Raw genomic sequence first — 17,875 nt, 5'->3', positions numbered from 1 at the left:
ACGGACATGAATTTATAGGTTCAATGATGCAAAAGAAATGCCTTGTGTTGATAATATGTGCGGCTTTAGCTGGATGTAATTCAACATTAGAATCAAATAAATTACCTCAAGACAACGTGCCGAATAATTGGTTCGAATATGAGTCTGGTGGGAAAGCTTCTGACAGCTGGCAAGAAATCAATAAAGATAAGCACCTACACACTTTGATAGTGCAATCTATTTCTAATAATCGTTCAATTCGTAAAGCGCGATTAGAATTAGATATTGCTAAGCAACAACTCATTATTGCAGATGCAGACTTTTTACCAAGTCTTTCATCTAGTTTCGATTACAGCAAAAGGAAACAAGCAGGCCAAGATAGTGCATCATCAAGTTATGGTATTGGTTTTGATCTGAAGTATGAACTTGATATTTGGGGAAAGCTCAGTGCCAATAGTCGTCAAGCTAATCTCGATTATCTCTCAGCACTTGCTAGTTATGAACAACAGCTAATCAATTTAGTCACAAGCGTATCAAAATCTTGGTTCTCTTTGGTCGAGTCAGAACTACAAATCAAATTACAAAAAGAACGGGCAGAGCTCACTAAACAAAGTGTTGATATTATAGAGAAAGGATACAGACAAGGACTAAACAGTGCGCTTGACGTTTATTTGGCAAGAACGGAATTAAATAACGAACAAGCTAAATTATTTGAATTATTTAATAGTAATAAGCGTTTACAACGAGACCTCAAAACTTTATTGGCCGAATATCCTGATGCTAATGTAATTACTGACGCTGGTTTTCCAGAATTGAGCTCGCTTAATTCGCTTGGATTGCCAAGTGATGTGATCAAACAAAAGCCAGATATTCAATCTGCTTGGTTCAAATTATTAGCCCAAGATGCAGCATTGGCTTATGCGCACAAACAGCGCTTCCCAAGTTTTAATTTGTCTTTGAGTATTGATTCATCTAATGAAAAATTGTCGGATGCCATCCGATTCGATCAAATCGGTTGGAATTTCTTAGCCGGTATTACAGCGCCAATATTTAATGCTGGGAGACTTGCTGCCAATGAAGAAAAACAAAGGCTAACTTTAAAGAGCTTAGAACTGAGTTATTTAGAAGATATTAATTCGACCTTCAAAGACATTGAAAACAGTTTGGCTAACGAGCAAGCGCTTATTGCCAGACTTGACAAAGTAAAACACTCATCTGAAAACGCAAAGCTTGCCGCGACATTATCTTTTGAGCAATACCAAAAAGGCCTTGTCAGTTATACCACAGTGTTAGATGCGCAGAAGCGTAGTTTTGATGCGCAAAGTAATTTCATTTCCCTTAATAACCAATTATTACAAAACCGCTTTTCTCTTTACCAAGCAATTGGTGGTAAATACCTCATCGATTCTCAGGAAAAACAATAATGAATGATCGTAAAACCAATTTAAAAAAGGCTGTACTACCGATATTAGTGGTTGTTATTAGTGCCATGATCATACTGTTTATCGTTAACAATAAACCGAGTAATGAAAGAGGCCGTCCTCAAGCAAGTGCAAAAATTCTGGTTGAAGGAAAAAAACTTGAAAGCAAAGAATTTCAGGTTTCTATCGCCAGTTTTGGTGTTGTTAAACCACGCACTCAAAGTGTGCTTGTTTCTCAAGTCTCTGGGCAAGTGAGTTATATCAGTGACAGTTTCCGTGATGGTGGATTTTTCGAAAAAGGTGAGTTGTTGGTAAAAATAGACGAAAGGGATTACCAAGCTGAAGTCGATATCGCCAAAGCTGCATTGCTCAATGCAGAACAGTCTTTACTAGAAGAGCAAGCCAGAAGTAAACAAGCCTTGGCTGATTGGCAAAGGTTAGGTGATGGATCAGAAGCAAACGATCTGGTTCTAAGAAAACCTCAACTAGCCGCTCAGCAAGCAAATGTTTTATCGGCCAAAGCAAAATTAGACAAAGCAAAACTCTCACTCGAACGTACAAAAATCATTGCACCGTATGCAGGTCGAATTTTGTCGAAGAAAGTCGATGTTGGTCAGGTCGTCAATGGTAATACTCAACTTGCTGATATCTATGCAACAGATTATGTAGAAGTGCGATTGCCAATCAATAACCGTGATCTCGCTTATATTGATTTGCCTGAGCAAAACCGATTTGGTCAAAGTAATACTGTTAATACAGAAGTGCTTTTTACTTCTAATTTAATTGGCCAGCAAAAATGGCGAGGCAAGTTAGTGAGAACAGAAAGCGCCATAGATAATAACTCTCAACAGCTCTATGTTGTGGCTCAAATCTTATCACCCTTCGATTCAACCAAAAATGCCATTAAAATCGGGCAGTACGTCAATGCGACGATTAAAGGTAAAACGATTAACAATGCGCTTTTAATACCTAACGAAGCCATTTATCAAGGCACTTATGTTTATGTGCTCCAAAAAGGTAATTTATTAAAGCGCGTTAATATTGACTACAACTGGCAGAACGAATCTGTCACTTTAGTGCAAAATGGCCTTAAACTTGGAGATACCTTAATCACAACCCCCCTTGGTCAGGTTAGTTCAGGTACACCTGTTACTTTAATTGGAGACGATAAAGGTCAAAAAAAAGGCGCAAGAAAACGTAACAGAAGAAAGAAGGAAACTGATGCCGATAATGGAGAAAACACATGATAGCTTGGTTTACGCGAAATCATGTGGCTGCAAACCTTTTAATGATTGCAATTTTATTTGCAGGTTTGTTTTCACTATCAAATAAAATTCCACTAGAGATCTTTCCGTCATTTGAAACCGATCGGATCAGCATTTCTATGAGCTTACGTGGTGCAACACCTGAAGATGTTGAGCAGGGCATTGCCATTCGCATTGAAGAGTCTGTTCAAGATTTAGAAGGGATCAAACGTATCACGTCTCGCTCATCTGAAAATTCAGCGAGTGTGACCGTCGAAGTTGAATCTGGTTATGACCCACGAAATATGTTGGCAGACATAAAAAGCCGTGTAGATGCAATTAATACCTTTCCTGCTGATGCCGAAAAACCGATTGTTTCGCTTGCCCAGCGCAGAAGAGATGTGATCAATGTGACGATTTCTTCTGACTACAGTGAGCTTGAAACCAGAGAATTTGCTGAGCAAGTGAGAGATGACATATTACGTATCCCTGGTGTCACACAAGTCGAGTTAGATGGGGTGCGTAATTACGAAATTGCCATCGAAATCAGTCAAGATAAACTCAGACAGTACAACTTAACTATCGCACAGATCTCTAATTTAATTGCCAGTTCAAGTACGGATATTTCGGCAGGTAATCTTAAATCATCAGGCGGTGACATATTACTTCGCTCTAAAGGACAGGCTTATAGAAAGAACGAATTTGAAAACATCGCAATCAAAACCAACAGCGATGGCTCTATAATACGTTTAAAAGACATTGCCACTATCCTTGATGGGTTTGAAGAGACACCGGTCAGAACTCGTTTCGATGGTAAACAAGCTGCATTTATTGAGGTATACCGTATTGGTGACCAAAGTGCCATTGATGTCGCTGATAAAGTTAAAAACTACATAAGAGATGCTCAGGAAAGTCTACCAGTTGGTTTTGAAATGAGTTATTGGGATGACGATTCGGTGATAGTAAAAAATCGAATTTCAACCTTAACGTCTAATGCCATCCAAGGGGGGATCTTAGTCCTCGCGCTTCTTACTTTGTTCTTACGCCCTTCAATTGCGTTTTGGGTATTTATTGGCATTCCCATTTCATTTATGGGTGCGTTCATCGCGATGCCGATATTTGGCATTAGTCTTAATATAATGAGCTTATTCGGTTTTATTCTTGTACTCGGAATTGTCGTTGATGATGCCATTGTGACAGGAGAAAATGTTTACACCCATCTGAAAACCTCAGAAAGCGGTGAAATGGCTGCAATTCGTGGTACACAAGAAGTGGCTACACCAGTTACATTTGGTGTTTTGACTACCGTTGCAGCTTTTTTACCTTTGGCCTTCATAGAGGGAAATAGAGGAGCGTTATTTGCTCAAATCCCCGTGGTTGTTATCCCTGTTTTATTAATGTCGCTTGTTGAGTCTAAGTTCGTCTTACCTGCGCACCTTAAATATTTAAAGCTAAGAAATGAGAAACAAAACGTCAGTAAGTTCAGTTTATTTCAGCAACGATTTGCCGACGGTTTTGAGCAGGTCATTTTAAAGTATTATCAACCCGTGCTTAAAAAAGCTTTAAAATACAAATTAGCGACACTGGCAGGCTTTATCGGCGTGTTTTTCGTGATACTTACGCTCATTATGACTGGTTGGACTAAGTTTATATTCTTTCCTCGCATTCCGAGTGAGACAGTTAGAGCAAATTTAACCATGCCTGCTGGTACCCCATTCGATGTAACAGCAAAATACATCGATTTAATGGCTGATAAAGCGCAACTTTTAAAAGACAAATATATAGACCCTGATACAGGTGAAAGTATCGTCATCCATATACTAGCGACAACAGGTGGTAGAGGCGGCGCAAGTAATGTTGGTGGTGTGCGCTTTGAAATTACGCCGCCAGAATCAAGAAATCTTGATATAGATTCACGTCAACTTGTTAGAGAGTGGCGTCAACTGATTGGTGTGATACCGGGAGCTGAGTCTTTTACATTCAGAGCAGAAATTGGTCGTTCGAGTGATCCTATTGATGTGCAATTAACAGGTACCTCTTTAACTCAGTTAAAAGAAGCTGCTGAAAAGATCAAAACACATCTATCAACTTATCCAACCATATTTGATATTTCAGATAGTCTCAGTGATGGTAAAGATGAATTAAGAGTTGAATTAACGGAGCAAGGTGAAGCTTTAGGCGTAACACGCACTGAAATCTCAAGGCAAATTAGAAGTGCTTTCTTTGGTGCGCAAGTACAACGCATTCAGCGCGGAAGAGATGATGTTAGAGTCATGGTGCGCTTGCCGCTTGAAGAAAGAAGCAAGCTGACAACGCTTAATGAATTACTGATAAAAGTGCCTAATGGTGGAGTTGTACCGCTAAATCATGTCGCAGAGCTTATACCAGGCCAGAGCCCTTCAACGATTTACCGTATTGATAGATACCGTACAGTAAATGTTGTGGCGGATGTCGAAAAGAACAACACCAATATGACGGTGTTACAGCAAGAACTAAAAGTCTATTTAGATAATCTTGTTGCTCAGTATCCGGGGATTAATCACTCATTAGAAGGAGAAGCGAAAGAGCAAAGAGAATCTTTCGGCTCTCTTGGGTGGGCGTTAATATTTGTATTCTTCATTATTTATGCGCTTTTAGCTATTCCTTTTAAATCATACATACAGCCACTCATTGTGATGAGTGTGATTCCATTTGGCATGATAGGCGCGGTTGTAGGGCACTGGATCATGTGCATGGATTTAACCATTATGAGCTTATTGGGTATGTTGGCGCTTATCGGTGTGGTGGTAAACGACTCATTGGTGTTAGTGGATTATATCAACAAGCAAAAACAGCAGGGGAAATCCGTCGACATCGCAGTTTTACATGCAGGCGTTGCGCGATTTAGACCTGTAATGTTAACCAGTATCACAACTTTTTTTGGTTTGATGCCATTGTTATTTGAGCAGCAAACTCAAGCACAGTTTTTGATCCCTATGGCAGTATCACTTGGGTTCGGAATAATTTTCGCGACTTTAATTACTTTAATTTTGGTACCAGTCAATTACATGTTGGTCGAGAGAGTTATAGGCAACAATAAGTAAAATTAACTTTATAAAAGCCTCATAAAATTATGAGGCTTTTATAGACTATGCAATTTTAGAGTGTAGCTGTGCTTTTAGTTCAATGTTTTCAATCTGAAGTCGATTCATTTTAAGAATGATTTTAAGGATATTCTTAAGTTCAAAGTTATCCCAAGGTTTTGTTAAAATAATACTCGCGACTTCATCTTCAATTGCTTTTTGACATAAGTCCATATCTGAATAACCTGACAACAAAACGCGTGCTATATTTGGGTTGCTTCGTTTTATATTGGTTAATAGTTCGATGCCATCCATATTGGGCATTCTTATGTCAGATAATATGATATCTATTTTTTCTTCAGTAATGAGTTGTAAAGCTTCAGCTGCACCATTCGCTTTACTAATTTTGTAATCTTTTCTTAGTACACGACTAATTGCGTTCAAAACTTCAGGCTCATCATCAACTAATAATATGTGTGCCATAATAACTCCTTAGTAATTAGATATTCTCATATCTATTGCAAAATCTAGAATAAAGTTTCATGCAGATAAACTCAAGCTACGTTTGAATAAAGCTTTCAAATCGTGTGCACACTGTTTTATATGTCTCATATGAGGATAAAGTCGCCATGCTTTAAGTGAGTATTTAATAGAATCAACATATTTTTGATTTTCTCTGTACATCTCGCCGTAAGATTCAAGTAACCATGCATTAGCCTGAACTTTAGACTTGTTTGTAACAACTTCATTTTCGCCGATTCTATTTATAATGTCCTCTATTGCGTCTAAGCGTTTCTGTCTATTAGAAGTAATCGAATTTGGTCGCATTAAGTAACCCATAGTATTTTCAGAAGTAAATGCGACTTCACTGATAAGTGCAATACGCAACCAACAGTCCCAATCACTCGCGCTTCTTAAACTTGGGTCAAAACCGCCAGCCTTAATAATTGTAGACTTTCTAACTACTACACATGACGTACCAATTACATTTGTTGTCAGTAAGAAGTTGACCGGATCTTCTAAATTTACATATTGACCTTTGCTTTTGCTTTGGTGTTTTGTAAATTCAGGCCAATACCCGAAACAATCGATAATGTAATCATAATCCATTGTTAAATGGTCATAATTAGTGAAAGACAAACCGCAATTAGGATTTTGTTGAAAATACTGAAGTTGTCTCTGTAGTTTATCTTTATACCAAAAATCATCAGCATCAAGAAAAGCAATTAAAGGCGCATTAGCTGCTTTGATTGCGCGGTTTCTTGCTGCAATCACGCCTTTATTTGCTTGTGTGATAATTTTTAATTCGGGCGTACTGACTTGTTTTTTTAACAACCAATCAACAGAGCCATCAGTCGAACCGTCGTCTACAATTATAATTTCGCAGTTTACACCTTCTTGCATCAGAACAGAGTCAATTGCTTTTGGTAGAAACTCTAGACAATTGTAATTGGGTATTATCACACTAACGTCGGGTTGCATATTGGTATCTCCATGTCATGTTTGCTTTATACATGGCAATCTTTGTTCCATATCTAAAAAGGGTGTGTAACAAGGTGATTTGCAAGAATGCGTTGCATAATGCGAATTTTTGCAAAATCGGCGTCCTTATTTGCAAATTTTTAGCGATGTACGACGGCATGGAGTTTGCGATAACTGGACAACCTTAAAAGATGGAGTTTTAAAATGAAGCATGTTGCGATTATGGTCCCAAGTTTTCCTGTACCTTCAGAAACATTTGTAATTACTGAAATAAGGGCGCTACAAAGAGCAGGGCATGAAGTGTCGGTTATTACATTTGAACAGATTAGTAATGATATACCTTTACCATGTAATGTGTTTGTTCTAAACAAACCAAATACCTTTAAAACACTTTTGGACTTTTCTCAGTTGCCACTTAAATCAATTATGAATGGTGTAAAGGCGGCCTCTAGGCAATATGCAATTAGTACATCCTCTTTGCTTTTCTATTCAATGAAAGCGGCACAAATTATACGAGAACAAAATATTGGACACTTACATTGTCATTTTATGCATAACAGTTTGGCCTATGGTGTTGTTGCAGCAAAGTTAGCGAACATTAAAGTATCATCAATTGGCCATGGTCATGATATTTATGTAAATAGTGCAGACCTATCAAGCAAAGTTAATGAGTGTGATTTCTGCATCGCTGTTTGTGAAGATATGTTGAAATTGCTCCACAAGTTTTCTCCTACGAAGGCAAAATTATTACATTGTGGTGTGGATACTGAGCTGTTTAAACCTGAAGAATCACCAACAAATAGTAAACTTAAATTACTCTTTGTTGGAAGGTTGGTTGAGAAAAAAGGTCTTAGTTACGCAATAAGTGCATTGAATAATCTTCCAGAAGAAAGTAGGCCAAGGCTTGAAATTGTTGGAGATGGCCCACTAAGGGCTGCACTAGAATTTCAAGTAAATGAACTTAACCTTCAAGATTTTATTGAATTCAAAGGTTCAAAAAAGCCAGAACAAATTAGAGAAATGGCAAGAAACTATGATGGCTTTTTAGCGCCATTTTGTATTGCTGATAACGGCGATAAAGATACAGGGCCCGTCGTTCTAAAAGAAGCCATGGCAATGTCATTACCTGTTATAACGTGTGATGTGATGGGTTGCACTGAAATAGTTGATGAGTCTGTAGGCTATATTGTGGAAAGCAGAAATAGCCAAGCATTAACAAATGCGATTAAAGAATATGTCCAATTAAATGAAGATCAAAGAATTAAAATGAGATCAGCTGCAAGGCAACGAGTTTTAGATAAATTTGACGCATTTAAACAGGGAAAGCAGCTTTCTGAGTGGATACAACAGGCCTAGTTATGAATAAGTCTTCAAACATTGTTTATTATGGCTTAGCAGTACTAAGTCTAAAAGGAATAAGCTTAATAATGATGCCCATAGTGACACGTTACCTGTCGGTATCGGATTATGGGATGTTGAACTTTCTTGTCAGTATAGCGAGCATGTTAAGTATCATACTTTCTTTTGGCCTGAGTGAGCTTCTTTACAGATTTAATGATTTTGAAGATAAAAAAAGACAGCATATATTTTATAAGGCTTGCTTGAAAATAGCATTGTTTAGTGCAGGAATATGCCTAACCACATCTGTATTTTTAGTAGATTTTGTTATGAGCGTTTTACCTACTCAAGTATCCACAAAAGCACTAAGCTTTTTATTTATAAATTTGGGTGGAAGCGTTGTTTTATCACTACCTCTAGCAATATTGCGAATACATGGAGAAGCGAAAAAATACATGCTTGTTGCAGTTTCGCAAGGTGTACTACAAGCAATTTGTACGGTTTTGCTTCTTGAGTTGGGTATGGGCGTTGATGGGGTGATGTTATCTGGCGCCATAGTTGTATGGTTGCTTCTTGCTCTCTTAGCATTTCGTTACAAGACTCTTTTACTTACAAAATTAGATTCTGAAAACGTTTTAACGAAAGAACATAGCTACTACATTTTTTCTATTACGCTTGCTTCAGTTTTTTCATATGGTTTGAATGGTGCAGAAAATTGGTTTTTAGTATCGTTTGAAGGAAAGGAAACTCTTGCGGTGTATTTTATTGCAACTCAGTTTGCATTAGTTGCATCGATTGCATTTGAGCCGTTTAGACTTTGGTGGTTTCCACAACGCTTTAATATATATAAATCTAACCAACAGAAAGCGGCCGATATTCCTTTATATGGTTTGGCATATGCCCTAGTTATTGTAATCACTATGATGACAGTTGGACCTTATGTCATCGATTTATTACTACCTAAAGCATACGAGGTTTCAAAAAATATCTTACCTTGGCTTTGTGTTGTGTTTTTTATTAAGACGGTATCTGAATTATTAAATTTAGGTTGCTATTACAAAAATAATGCAAGTGCAGCTCCCGTAATCAACGGGATAAGTGCTTGCTTAGCAGTCGTATTAACCTATGTGAGCTTAAAACATTTTGATTTATATACAATGTTATATGCCTTAATACTTGTTCATGCAATCAGGGCTTTACTTTTTTTACGCATTAGTCAATCGCTAGTCTCACTATCTTACAAGTATAAATATTTAATTCTAATGTTTGCGTTACTTATGGCACAAACTCTGCTGGTCTCCCACCATAATGAAATTGCAATAATCTTTTTCATAGTAGGAACTTTCTTAGTATTAAGTTTTACTATTTACCAGCGAAAACAGCTGTTACTTAGATTAAGGGGTTAATCTGATGCAAATTAACCAAAGTAAGAATCAAAAACTACAGTATTGGTCAGCAGCAGCAATGCTTTGCATGCTCACATATGTTTTATATTCTACATTTGGTTTTATTTCTGTATTTGCACTTCTGTTATTGCCATTTGCTTTGTACAGCACAATCAAAGCCAGTACATTCTTTGTCATCATGTTCATTCTTTTTAGTTACTTCAGGTTACATGAAGCTTTTCCAGTCCTTTATAACTTTAAGATACCAAAAATGCTCGCCTTAGCTTCTATGTTAGGCATTGTATGGCACTTATTTATTAGCCTTAAACTCAAACCATTTTGGCATACATGCCACGCAATGTTCGTAATTTTCTTTTTCTGGATAACAGTTTGCGTGTTCATGGCCACAAATAGGGCTGAGGCAATGTCTATGTTTACAGGTACCTTATCTAAAGTATTTCTTATGGTATTTGTAATAAGCTGGTTAATTAATTCTGAAAAGCTAATAAATTGGACCCGATTTGGCATCATGGTGTCCGGCTTATTAGTGGCATGTGTAGCTATATATAATAAAGTAAATGGCATAGGTCTTGTCGAGGGCACAAGGGTTACCATCTCCAGAGAGTATCGTTCGCAGATTGGTGATCCTAACGATTTGTCTCTTATTCTTCTCTTTCCCGTTTCTTTTTTTGCTGGTGAAGTATTCAATTCCAGAAACAAACCCATTCTGCGTTTTATTGCCGCAATTGGTTTGTTTGTAATGTGTTGGGGCATTATTGCGACGCAAAGTCGTGGTGGCTTGTTAGGTATATTAACGATTTTCGGCTTCTTCATTTCCAAAAAAATTAAAAACCCAGTTGTACTTGGAGGAATAGGCGCTGTTGCAGGTATCTTTTTGCTCGCGCTCGCTGGGATAAATGATAGGCAAAGTGGTGGTGCTGCTGAAGAAGGGGTCGATGCATCTGCAATGGGTCGGATTTATGCTTGGCAAGCAGCAATTAATATGGCTTTGGCCAATCCTTTCACTGGTGTTGGAATAAGCAATTTTTATGTTAACTACTTTTTCTATAGCCCGCATTGGGATGGCAAGAATCATGCAGTACACAGTACATGGTTTCAAGTTTTAGGTGAAATGGGATTTATCGGACTATTCTTATTTATATTGCTCATTGTTTCAATATATAAAAGCTTGAGGCGTAGTTTGCTGTATTGCAAGAGAAAAAACAAAGAGTCATTGTTGATAAATGTTCATATTCTTCAAGCCGGTTTATTTGGTTTTATGGTATCAGGTACTTTTTTAACTCAAGCTTTTACTTGGCCTTTATATATCGTGCTCTCGTTAACAATTGCAATTGAGAGACTATTAACGAAAGAGGAAGTTACTAAGGAGTGACTTATGTATATTGCACTAAAAAAATGGATTAAAAATGACAACTCTGTTCTTGGAAAGCTAGCTCGTAAAATACTTTATGGTTTACGGAATATTGAATTTCCGGTCATACCGTTAGTACATTCTAGTTTGTATTCTTTTCATCGTTTTATACAAAACTTTTTTCATACTGCAATACAGTTTCTCTATTTTTCTCCAATGTTCAAATCGAGAGTAGCAGGTTCAAAGAAGCGTCTTAAACTGTTTTGTGGCATGCCTCAAATTTTCGGACCATTAAAAATTACTTTAGGTGATGATGTCAGAATGTCTGGAATTACCACTTTTTGTGGTCGTGCTGTTAGTAACGAAACACCTGAATTAATCATCGGAAACAATGTAGATATTGGTTGGCAGAATGCGATTTCAGTTGGCAATAAAGTAATTATAGAAAATGATGTACGGTTTGCTGGAAAAATATTTTTAGCTGGTTTCCCTGGCCACCCAGTTGATTGCGAACTAAGAGCGCAAGGTTTACCTGATACAGAAGATCAAGTCGGAGATATCATTGTTAAAAGAGGCGCTTGGGTTGGTACAGGATCCACAATTATTGCTGGAGTGACAATTGGTGAAGGCGCAATTATTGCTGCTAACTCTGTTGTTACCAAAGACGTGCCAGCATTTACTTTAGCAGGTGGTAACCCAGCAAAAGTAATAAGGACATTATAGGAGTTAACAATGCGTTTTGTTGTTTTTGCAGAAGACTGGGGGAGTCACCCCAGTAGTACACAACATATTTTTACACGTATATCTAAAGATCATGATGTGATTTGGTTTAATTCAATTGGAATGAGAAAGCCAAGTTTAAACTTAAAAGATTTTAAACGAATTTATCAAAAGCTATCACTAATGCTTACTAAGAAAAGTGTTGCTGCTAAGGTGCCTGAGAATCTGGTGCAGTCTGGACCATTGGTCCAAAACCCTTTCGTATTACCTTGGCATGACAACACACTTTGTTCGGCATTTAATGCTCATAAAATTAACAGTTTGATTGATGTAAGTGACCCTGAGCCCATTATTTACTGGTTGAGTGTGGCGACTGCTATAAACCTAATTAAATTGAGACCCCAAGATAGACTTGTCTATTATTGTGGAGACGATTTTTCTTCACTGGCTGGTGTTGACCATTCAATGATTGAAAGCTTTGAGCTTTCTTTGATTGAACAAGCGCATAGAATTTTCGTTATCAGTGACAAATTAATGAGAAAAATGCCACCACATAAAACGCAGCTGCTAGAACATGGTGTAGATTTTAATTTATTTAATGATCCTCAAAATAAAGCAAAAGAATTAGAACAAAAGACGAATGTGGTGGGTTTCTATGGTTCAATATCGAGTTGGTTAGATATTGAACTTCTGTCTTATTGTATTCAAGAGCGACCTCAGTATGAATTTGTACTTGTAGGTAATGCGCAAGTCGATATATCTGAACTCACACAATTTGATAATGTAACTCACATTGAGGCCGTTGATCATAAACTCCTTCCTTGTTTTTCTCAGCATTGGCAAGCCTCAATTTTACCTTTTAAGAACAACGGTCAAATCCAAGCTTGTGACCCATTAAAACTAAAGGAATATTTAGCTGCTGGTGTGCCCATTGTATCGACTGATTTCCCTGCAGTAAGGCGATTTCAAGATGCGGTACTTATTACTAATTCAGCTGAAGGTTTTTTAAATCGTTTAGATATTGCAATGTCAATTCACCAAGCCCCAAGTCTTGCTTGGAAAGAGCATTCTAGCGAACTGGTTAAACGACATAGTTGGGATCACAAAGCAAAATTTGTATTAAATGAGTGCAAAAGTATTTAGTTAAAATTTAATTATTAAATTTTCAAACTAGACTAACCTTAAAACTGGTTCTGTTCTTGCGACAAAATAGATAAAAGATATGAAATCATTGTTTTTAACTTGAATTTTGCAACTCATTTTTAAATTGCTTTGCAAAATGCGAAATGGACTGGCTTATGATTTTGGCACAAGCACAAATTAAAAGACTGATGTACTTAGCGTTATATGCTGTATATGAACGCTTTCAGTTAGTTGTGCTTCCGTTCATCATTGTTCCAATTATTGTTATTGGATTAAGCGCAACTGCAGAAAAACAATATCGGAACCATGCAAGCATATTGATTGAAGAATCAGCTTTGCTTAATCCCTACTTAGACGAACTTTCTTTTTCATTCGAATTATCTGAAAGAATTGATGCTTTAAGAACCTTGGTACTGAGCAGAAATAATTTAGCCGAAATCGTTACTGAAATGAAATTAGTGCCTGAAGGTGCTCCAATTAGAGACGTCGAAAAAATGCGGCAAAAATTAGGGCAAGCGATTTCAATATCTGTCGTAGGCGATGAATTAGTTAAGATTAGTTTTAAATGGCATAACCAAGCCCAAATGAAGCCAATTTTAGAGTCAGTCGTTGAGAAGTTTATAGAAAGGCTATTAGCGCCCACAAAATCATCATTAGATACATCAGAGCAGTTTTTTTTGGACCAGCTTGAGCTGATGCGGACTGAACTTGAAAGCTCGGAAGATAAATTAGCACAATTCAAAGCAGAAAACAGAGATGCTTTACCTGAGTTAATGAGTGTCAATCAAGAGACAATGTCTCGGTTAGAACAACAAAAACAAATAAAGAAAGTTGTTTTAAGTGGTGCACAAGCCAAGTTCAATACATTGGCTAAAAAAATGAGTAAAGCGAATCCGATATTAGGACATATAGAAGACAAAATCCTAAGAACTGAGGCTGAAATAGCTTTATTAAGAACGCGTTACACAGATAAACACAGTAAGCTGCAAACTAAAATTAAAGAGTTAGATAATTTAAAAGCACACAAGCAAACCATCAGTGAAAAGCATCAATCGATAGATTCGACAGATTTAGATTCCCTTTGGCAAATTGCCAACACACTGCCTCAAGACGGAGAGAAGCAAAATAATGCGTTGTTAGTTTCACAACTCCTTACGCTAGAAGAAGCAAAGAATAGTTTAGCTCAACATCAGCAAGAATTAGATATGCTTGACGAGCAAATTAGATTAATTACAGCAAGGTTGAGTAGTACAACTGATATCGACAAAACGCTTCGCAAACTGCAACGTGATTTAGAAGTTAAGCAGTCACTTTATAAAGACATGCTTGAGCGCTATGAGATGTCAAAAGTAACCGGTCAACTAGTAAGGTACGAGGGGCCTGACAAAGTTAAGACAATTGAGCGTGCGTATAGCCCTAGCGTACCAATCAATAACCCACTCTGGATAAGTGTTGTACTGGGTATCGTGTTAGGTCTTTTTTGTGGCATAGCTCTTGTATTTGTCTATGCACTGCTTGATACACGCATCAAAGACTTGAAGACAGTAGCGCAACTGACAGAGCAGCCTGTATTAACTGTAATGCCGATCGTTCATCAGGAGTTTGAACGTGAAATAATTGTGAAAGCATCTAGGAGTTCGTATGAATAATGTACTACAGCTAATTCAACATCCCTTAGTCGGTGGGTTAGAAAAAATGGTGCTAACGATTTGTCAGCAGAGTAAATATGCTGAAAATATGGCATTAGTTGCACTAGAAGGTACTACAGAAAGTGCTTTAACCGCTTGGCCTGCACTTAACGAGCTCTCTAACTTTAAATGTTTAGACAAGCAGCCAGGTATCTCTTACCGAATAGTTAATAAACTAGTTGAGTTAATAGACGAGTGGAGCATTGATACCATTCATAGCCATCATGTAGGTCCATTGTTTTATGGTGCGATGGTTAAACTACGAAGACCTCATGTAAAGCATATTCACACCATGCACGATGCTTGGTATCTTAATAACTTTAAGCAGAGGTGTTTAACTAAACTTGTTCATAACCTAACAAAGGTAACGATAGTAACAGATGCTAACGCTGTTGCGTCTGAATTAACTCAACAGACTTCTATAAAAGCCGATTATGTTGTCCATAATGGGATTGATACGCAGCTTTTTAAGCCCTTTTCAAAATATTTAGCCCGTTGCCGTTTAGGTTTACCAACAGGAATTAAACTTGTTGGCTGTGCAGCTAGAGTTGAAAAGGGTAAGGGCCATTTAGCATTGATAGACAGCTTAAGTTCTCTACCTGAACACGTTCATCTAGTTTTTGCTGGTGATGGGAGTCAGCGTGAGTTTTATACCCAGTACGGAGTTGAAAAATCGTTACAAGCCAGAATTCATTGGCTTGGTCGTGTTGATGATATGCCTTTGTTTTATTCAGCAATTGATTTGTTTTGTTTGTTTTCTGAGCGTGAAGGTTTACCCCTTACTTTATTAGAAGCAATGGCGTGTAATATTCCTGTTGTTGCGTCTGATGTCGGGGGAGTCAAAGAAATTGTAAATAATCAAAGTGGCATAGTTTTAAATGCAAAAATGGCACATTGCTTACCAGATGCTTTGCAAAGAGGTTTGTCATTACAAAATGGTTCTAAAGTTCGAGAGCATGCACTTGAATTAGGTTGCTCAAGAAAAATGACAAAACGCTATGACAACTTATATGAAAGCTTAAAAAACTAGGAGTGATATTATGAATATTATGGACATTATTCTACTTTCCTGCCTTGCTTTGGTGATTTACCACCATGGCATATATCCTCTGGCACTAAGTATGATTGCTAGATTTAAGCAACGTAATAATTCGGACAATGATCCCACTGAAGTTTATCAGCCTACAATTGCTGTATTTATGGCTGCACACAATGAACAGAAATTCATATACGACAAGTTAATAAACCTGGCCAGTCAGATCTACCCTAATGAAAAAATAGCAATTCACCTAGTGCTTGATGGGTGTACAGACGATACTCTCGCATGTGCAACTCCTGCTCTAGATAAACTTGCAGAGCAAAATATTTTTTGTCATATAGATGTATTTGATGAGAATAAAGGCAAATTAAATGCGATTAATCATCTAATTAATTTATACAGCAGTGACTATGAAGTTATTTTGTTTTCAGATGTAAGTGCTATGTTGAGTATTAATGCATTCCAAGAAGTTGCACTAAAAATGTCAGATAAGAAAGTTGCCGTTGTTTCTGGTTTATACCAAATATACAAAGACACTGAAGATGAACAAACTGGATATTGGGATTTACAGAATCAGACACGATTAGATGAAAGTATTTTTGGTGCAGTTAACGGAGTATCGGGTTCATTACTGGCTATTAAGAGTAATTTCGTAAAACCATTAGACGCGGGAACCATTAATGACGATTTTATTCAAGCTGTCCAAGCCGTAGATAGAGAACATGTTATATCTATCTCTGAAAACATTAATATGGTTGAGATGGAAGAAGATGCGCTTGATAAAGATTACACTAGACGTGTTCGTATTTGTGCAGGTAATTGGCAACAACTTGGTTTATTAGTCAATAAATTTGGTTCTTTTAATATTTGGCAAAAGCTAATTTTCACATCAAGTAAAGGACTTAGAGGTGTAATGCCACTGTGTATTACTGCGATTTATTTCAGTCTGTTTATACAAGCTGTAGCAGTTGGAGGTATGTACACCGTTGCTTTTGCAAGTTTGATTATTGTAAATCTAATTGGCCTTGCGAAAATTAAAGGCGTGATCAATTTTAATTTACCTGTCATTGATTCCATCAATTATATGTTGTTCAGTTACCTTGTTGGGTTGTACGGAATAGCAAAGTTCCATAAGGGTTTCTATAAACAAAGCTGGTCTCGTGTGCCTAAACAAATTAACACCCAGCAAAAACGGATTTTAGCTACTAAACGAGTTATAGACATTGTTGGTGCTTCTATAGGTTTAATTCTAACGGCACCTATTTTGTTGATTGTTGCAATTGCAATAAAACTAGATTCGAAAGGTGGTGTTATCTACAAGCAACTCAGAGTGGGAGAGTCTAGCGACGAATTTGTCTCACTAATTTATGTTTATAAACTAAGAAGCATGTATATAGATGCAGAAGCACGAAGTGGTGCTGTTTGGGCATCTGATAACGATCCAAGGATCACACGGGTTGGGAGGTTTTTAAGAAAGACTAGGCTTGATGAGCTACCGCAACTTTGGAATGTTCTTAAAGGTGAAATGTCTCTTATTGGACCAAGACCTGAGAGGCCTGTTTTTTATAAAAATTTAGAAGAAAACGTACCTTACTTTACCCATAGGACTTATCAACTGAAACCAGGCATCTCTGGTTTAGCACAAGTGATGAATGGCTATGATGAAGACATTGAAGGAGTAAGAAGAAAAATTGCATGGGATTATGCCTATGCACTTTCGCTATCTAGTTTTTCATCCTGGTATAGAACTGAGATAAGCATCTTGTTTAAAACAATCCAAGTTGTTTTCTTGGGTAAAGGCAAATAATAATTTTTGACTATACTTAACTAAGGTCGGGTAAATGCTCGGCTTTTTTTATGATTTGCATAATGCAAAATTTAGACTTTCATATTTGCATTATGCAAATGCTGTTTTCCAAAAACCATAAATTATTGATATTAAACTTCTCTTAAATTTGGCACTTAATTTGATTGGTAACAAGTAAGTTTTCAAAAGGATAAA

General features: G+C 37.1%; 13 protein-coding genes. 11 read left to right on the top strand and 2 right to left on the bottom strand.

What is annotated here, in order from left to right; all coding sequences use genetic code 11:
- The first annotated feature begins 44 nt into the window (after positions 1-44).
- Genes PP2015_RS08280 through PP2015_RS08270 form a run of 3 tightly spaced genes read left to right on the top strand, consistent with a single transcriptional unit; the run spans position 45 to position 5,727 of the window.
- Positions 45-1,403, top strand: a complete 1,359-nt coding sequence (locus tag PP2015_RS08280; protein ID WP_161568538.1) for a TolC family protein — start codon at positions 45-47, stop codon at positions 1,401-1,403.
- Entirely contained in the window at positions 1,403-2,647 is a 1,245-nt protein-coding gene (locus PP2015_RS08275) for an efflux RND transporter periplasmic adaptor subunit (protein WP_058029820.1), read from the top strand. The genes PP2015_RS08280 and PP2015_RS08275 overlap by 1 nt, the downstream gene beginning before the upstream one ends.
- Positions 2,644-5,727, top strand: coding sequence for an efflux RND transporter permease subunit (locus PP2015_RS08270; protein WP_058029819.1), 3,084 nt, complete (start codon positions 2,644-2,646; stop codon positions 5,725-5,727). The genes PP2015_RS08275 and PP2015_RS08270 overlap by 4 nt, the downstream gene beginning before the upstream one ends.
- A 45-nt stretch (positions 5,728-5,772) precedes the next feature.
- On the opposite strand, the gene PP2015_RS08265 is transcribed toward PP2015_RS08270, so the two are convergent.
- A complete protein-coding gene (locus tag PP2015_RS08265) occupies positions 5,773-6,189 on the bottom strand; it encodes a response regulator (RefSeq protein ID WP_058029818.1) in 417 nt (138 codons plus the stop codon).
- A 57-nt stretch (positions 6,190-6,246) separates the two neighbouring features.
- A complete protein-coding gene (locus PP2015_RS08260; RefSeq protein ID WP_058029817.1) occupies positions 6,247-7,188 on the bottom strand; it encodes a glycosyltransferase family 2 protein in 942 nt (313 codons plus the stop codon).
- Positions 7,189-7,392: 204 nt separating this feature from the next.
- Here PP2015_RS08260 and PP2015_RS08255 point away from each other — a divergent pair, with 204 nt between their 5' ends.
- The 8 genes from PP2015_RS08255 to PP2015_RS08220 all read left to right on the top strand — a co-directional run bounded on the left by PP2015_RS08255 (position 7,393) and on the right by PP2015_RS08220 (position 17,680).
- A complete protein-coding gene (locus PP2015_RS08255) occupies positions 7,393-8,544 on the top strand; it encodes a glycosyltransferase (RefSeq protein ID WP_058029816.1) in 1,152 nt (383 codons plus the stop codon).
- Positions 8,545-8,546: 2 nt separating this feature from the next.
- Positions 8,547-9,932, top strand: a complete 1,386-nt coding sequence (locus PP2015_RS08250; protein ID WP_058029815.1) for a lipopolysaccharide biosynthesis protein — start codon at positions 8,547-8,549, stop codon at positions 9,930-9,932.
- 4 nt (positions 9,933-9,936) lie between these two features.
- Complete coding sequence (locus tag PP2015_RS08245; protein ID WP_083496546.1) at positions 9,937-11,304, top strand: O-antigen ligase family protein; 1,368 nt, start codon at positions 9,937-9,939, stop codon at positions 11,302-11,304.
- A gap of 3 nt (positions 11,305-11,307) precedes the next feature.
- Positions 11,308-12,006 carry an acyltransferase gene (locus tag PP2015_RS08240; RefSeq protein ID WP_058029814.1) on the top strand — a complete coding sequence of 233 codons (699 nt, stop codon included), beginning with the start codon at positions 11,308-11,310 and terminating at the stop codon, positions 12,004-12,006.
- Between the two features lie 9 nt (positions 12,007-12,015).
- Entirely contained in the window at positions 12,016-13,146 is a 1,131-nt protein-coding gene (locus PP2015_RS08235) for a glycosyltransferase family protein (protein WP_058029813.1), read from the top strand.
- 155 nt (positions 13,147-13,301) lie between these two features.
- A complete protein-coding gene (locus PP2015_RS08230) occupies positions 13,302-14,795 on the top strand; it encodes a GumC family protein (protein ID WP_227009255.1) in 1,494 nt (497 codons plus the stop codon).
- Positions 14,788-15,864: a glycosyltransferase gene (locus PP2015_RS08225; RefSeq protein WP_058029812.1), complete on the top strand. Its 1,077-nt coding sequence runs from the start codon at positions 14,788-14,790 to the stop codon at positions 15,862-15,864. Before PP2015_RS08230 ends, PP2015_RS08225 begins: the two co-directional genes overlap by 8 nt.
- Positions 15,865-15,874: 10 nt before the next feature.
- A complete protein-coding gene (locus PP2015_RS08220; protein WP_058029811.1) occupies positions 15,875-17,680 on the top strand; it encodes a sugar transferase in 1,806 nt (601 codons plus the stop codon).
- Positions 17,681-17,875: the final 195 nt, after the last annotated feature.

This window comes from Pseudoalteromonas phenolica (genome assembly GCF_001444405.1).
GTDB classification, from domain to species: Bacteria; Pseudomonadota; Gammaproteobacteria; order Enterobacterales; family Alteromonadaceae; genus Pseudoalteromonas; species Pseudoalteromonas phenolica.
This window is presented reverse-complemented; position numbering and strand designations above follow the sequence as displayed.

Coding starts and splice junctions, on each gene's coding strand:
- PP2015_RS08260 (WP_058029817.1), bottom strand. CDS start 7,188: ATGCAACCCGACGTTAGTGTGATAATACCCAATTACAATTGTCTAGAG.
- PP2015_RS08225 (WP_058029812.1), top strand. CDS start 14,788: ATGAATAATGTACTACAGCTAATTCAACATCCCTTAGTCGGTGGGTTA.
- PP2015_RS08245 (WP_083496546.1), top strand. CDS start 9,937: ATGCAAATTAACCAAAGTAAGAATCAAAAACTACAGTATTGGTCAGCA.
- PP2015_RS08270 (WP_058029819.1), top strand. CDS start 2,644: ATGATAGCTTGGTTTACGCGAAATCATGTGGCTGCAAACCTTTTAATG.
- PP2015_RS08235 (WP_058029813.1), top strand. CDS start 12,016: ATGCGTTTTGTTGTTTTTGCAGAAGACTGGGGGAGTCACCCCAGTAGT.
- PP2015_RS08255 (WP_058029816.1), top strand. CDS start 7,393: ATGAAGCATGTTGCGATTATGGTCCCAAGTTTTCCTGTACCTTCAGAA.
- PP2015_RS08230 (WP_227009255.1), top strand. CDS start 13,302: ATGATTTTGGCACAAGCACAAATTAAAAGACTGATGTACTTAGCGTTA.
- PP2015_RS08265 (WP_058029818.1), bottom strand. CDS start 6,189: ATGGCACACATATTATTAGTTGATGATGAGCCTGAAGTTTTGAACGCA.
- PP2015_RS08240 (WP_058029814.1), top strand. CDS start 11,308: ATGTATATTGCACTAAAAAAATGGATTAAAAATGACAACTCTGTTCTT.
- PP2015_RS08220 (WP_058029811.1), top strand. CDS start 15,875: ATGAATATTATGGACATTATTCTACTTTCCTGCCTTGCTTTGGTGATT.
- PP2015_RS08275 (WP_058029820.1), top strand. CDS start 1,403: ATGAATGATCGTAAAACCAATTTAAAAAAGGCTGTACTACCGATATTA.
- PP2015_RS08250 (WP_058029815.1), top strand. CDS start 8,547: ATGAATAAGTCTTCAAACATTGTTTATTATGGCTTAGCAGTACTAAGT.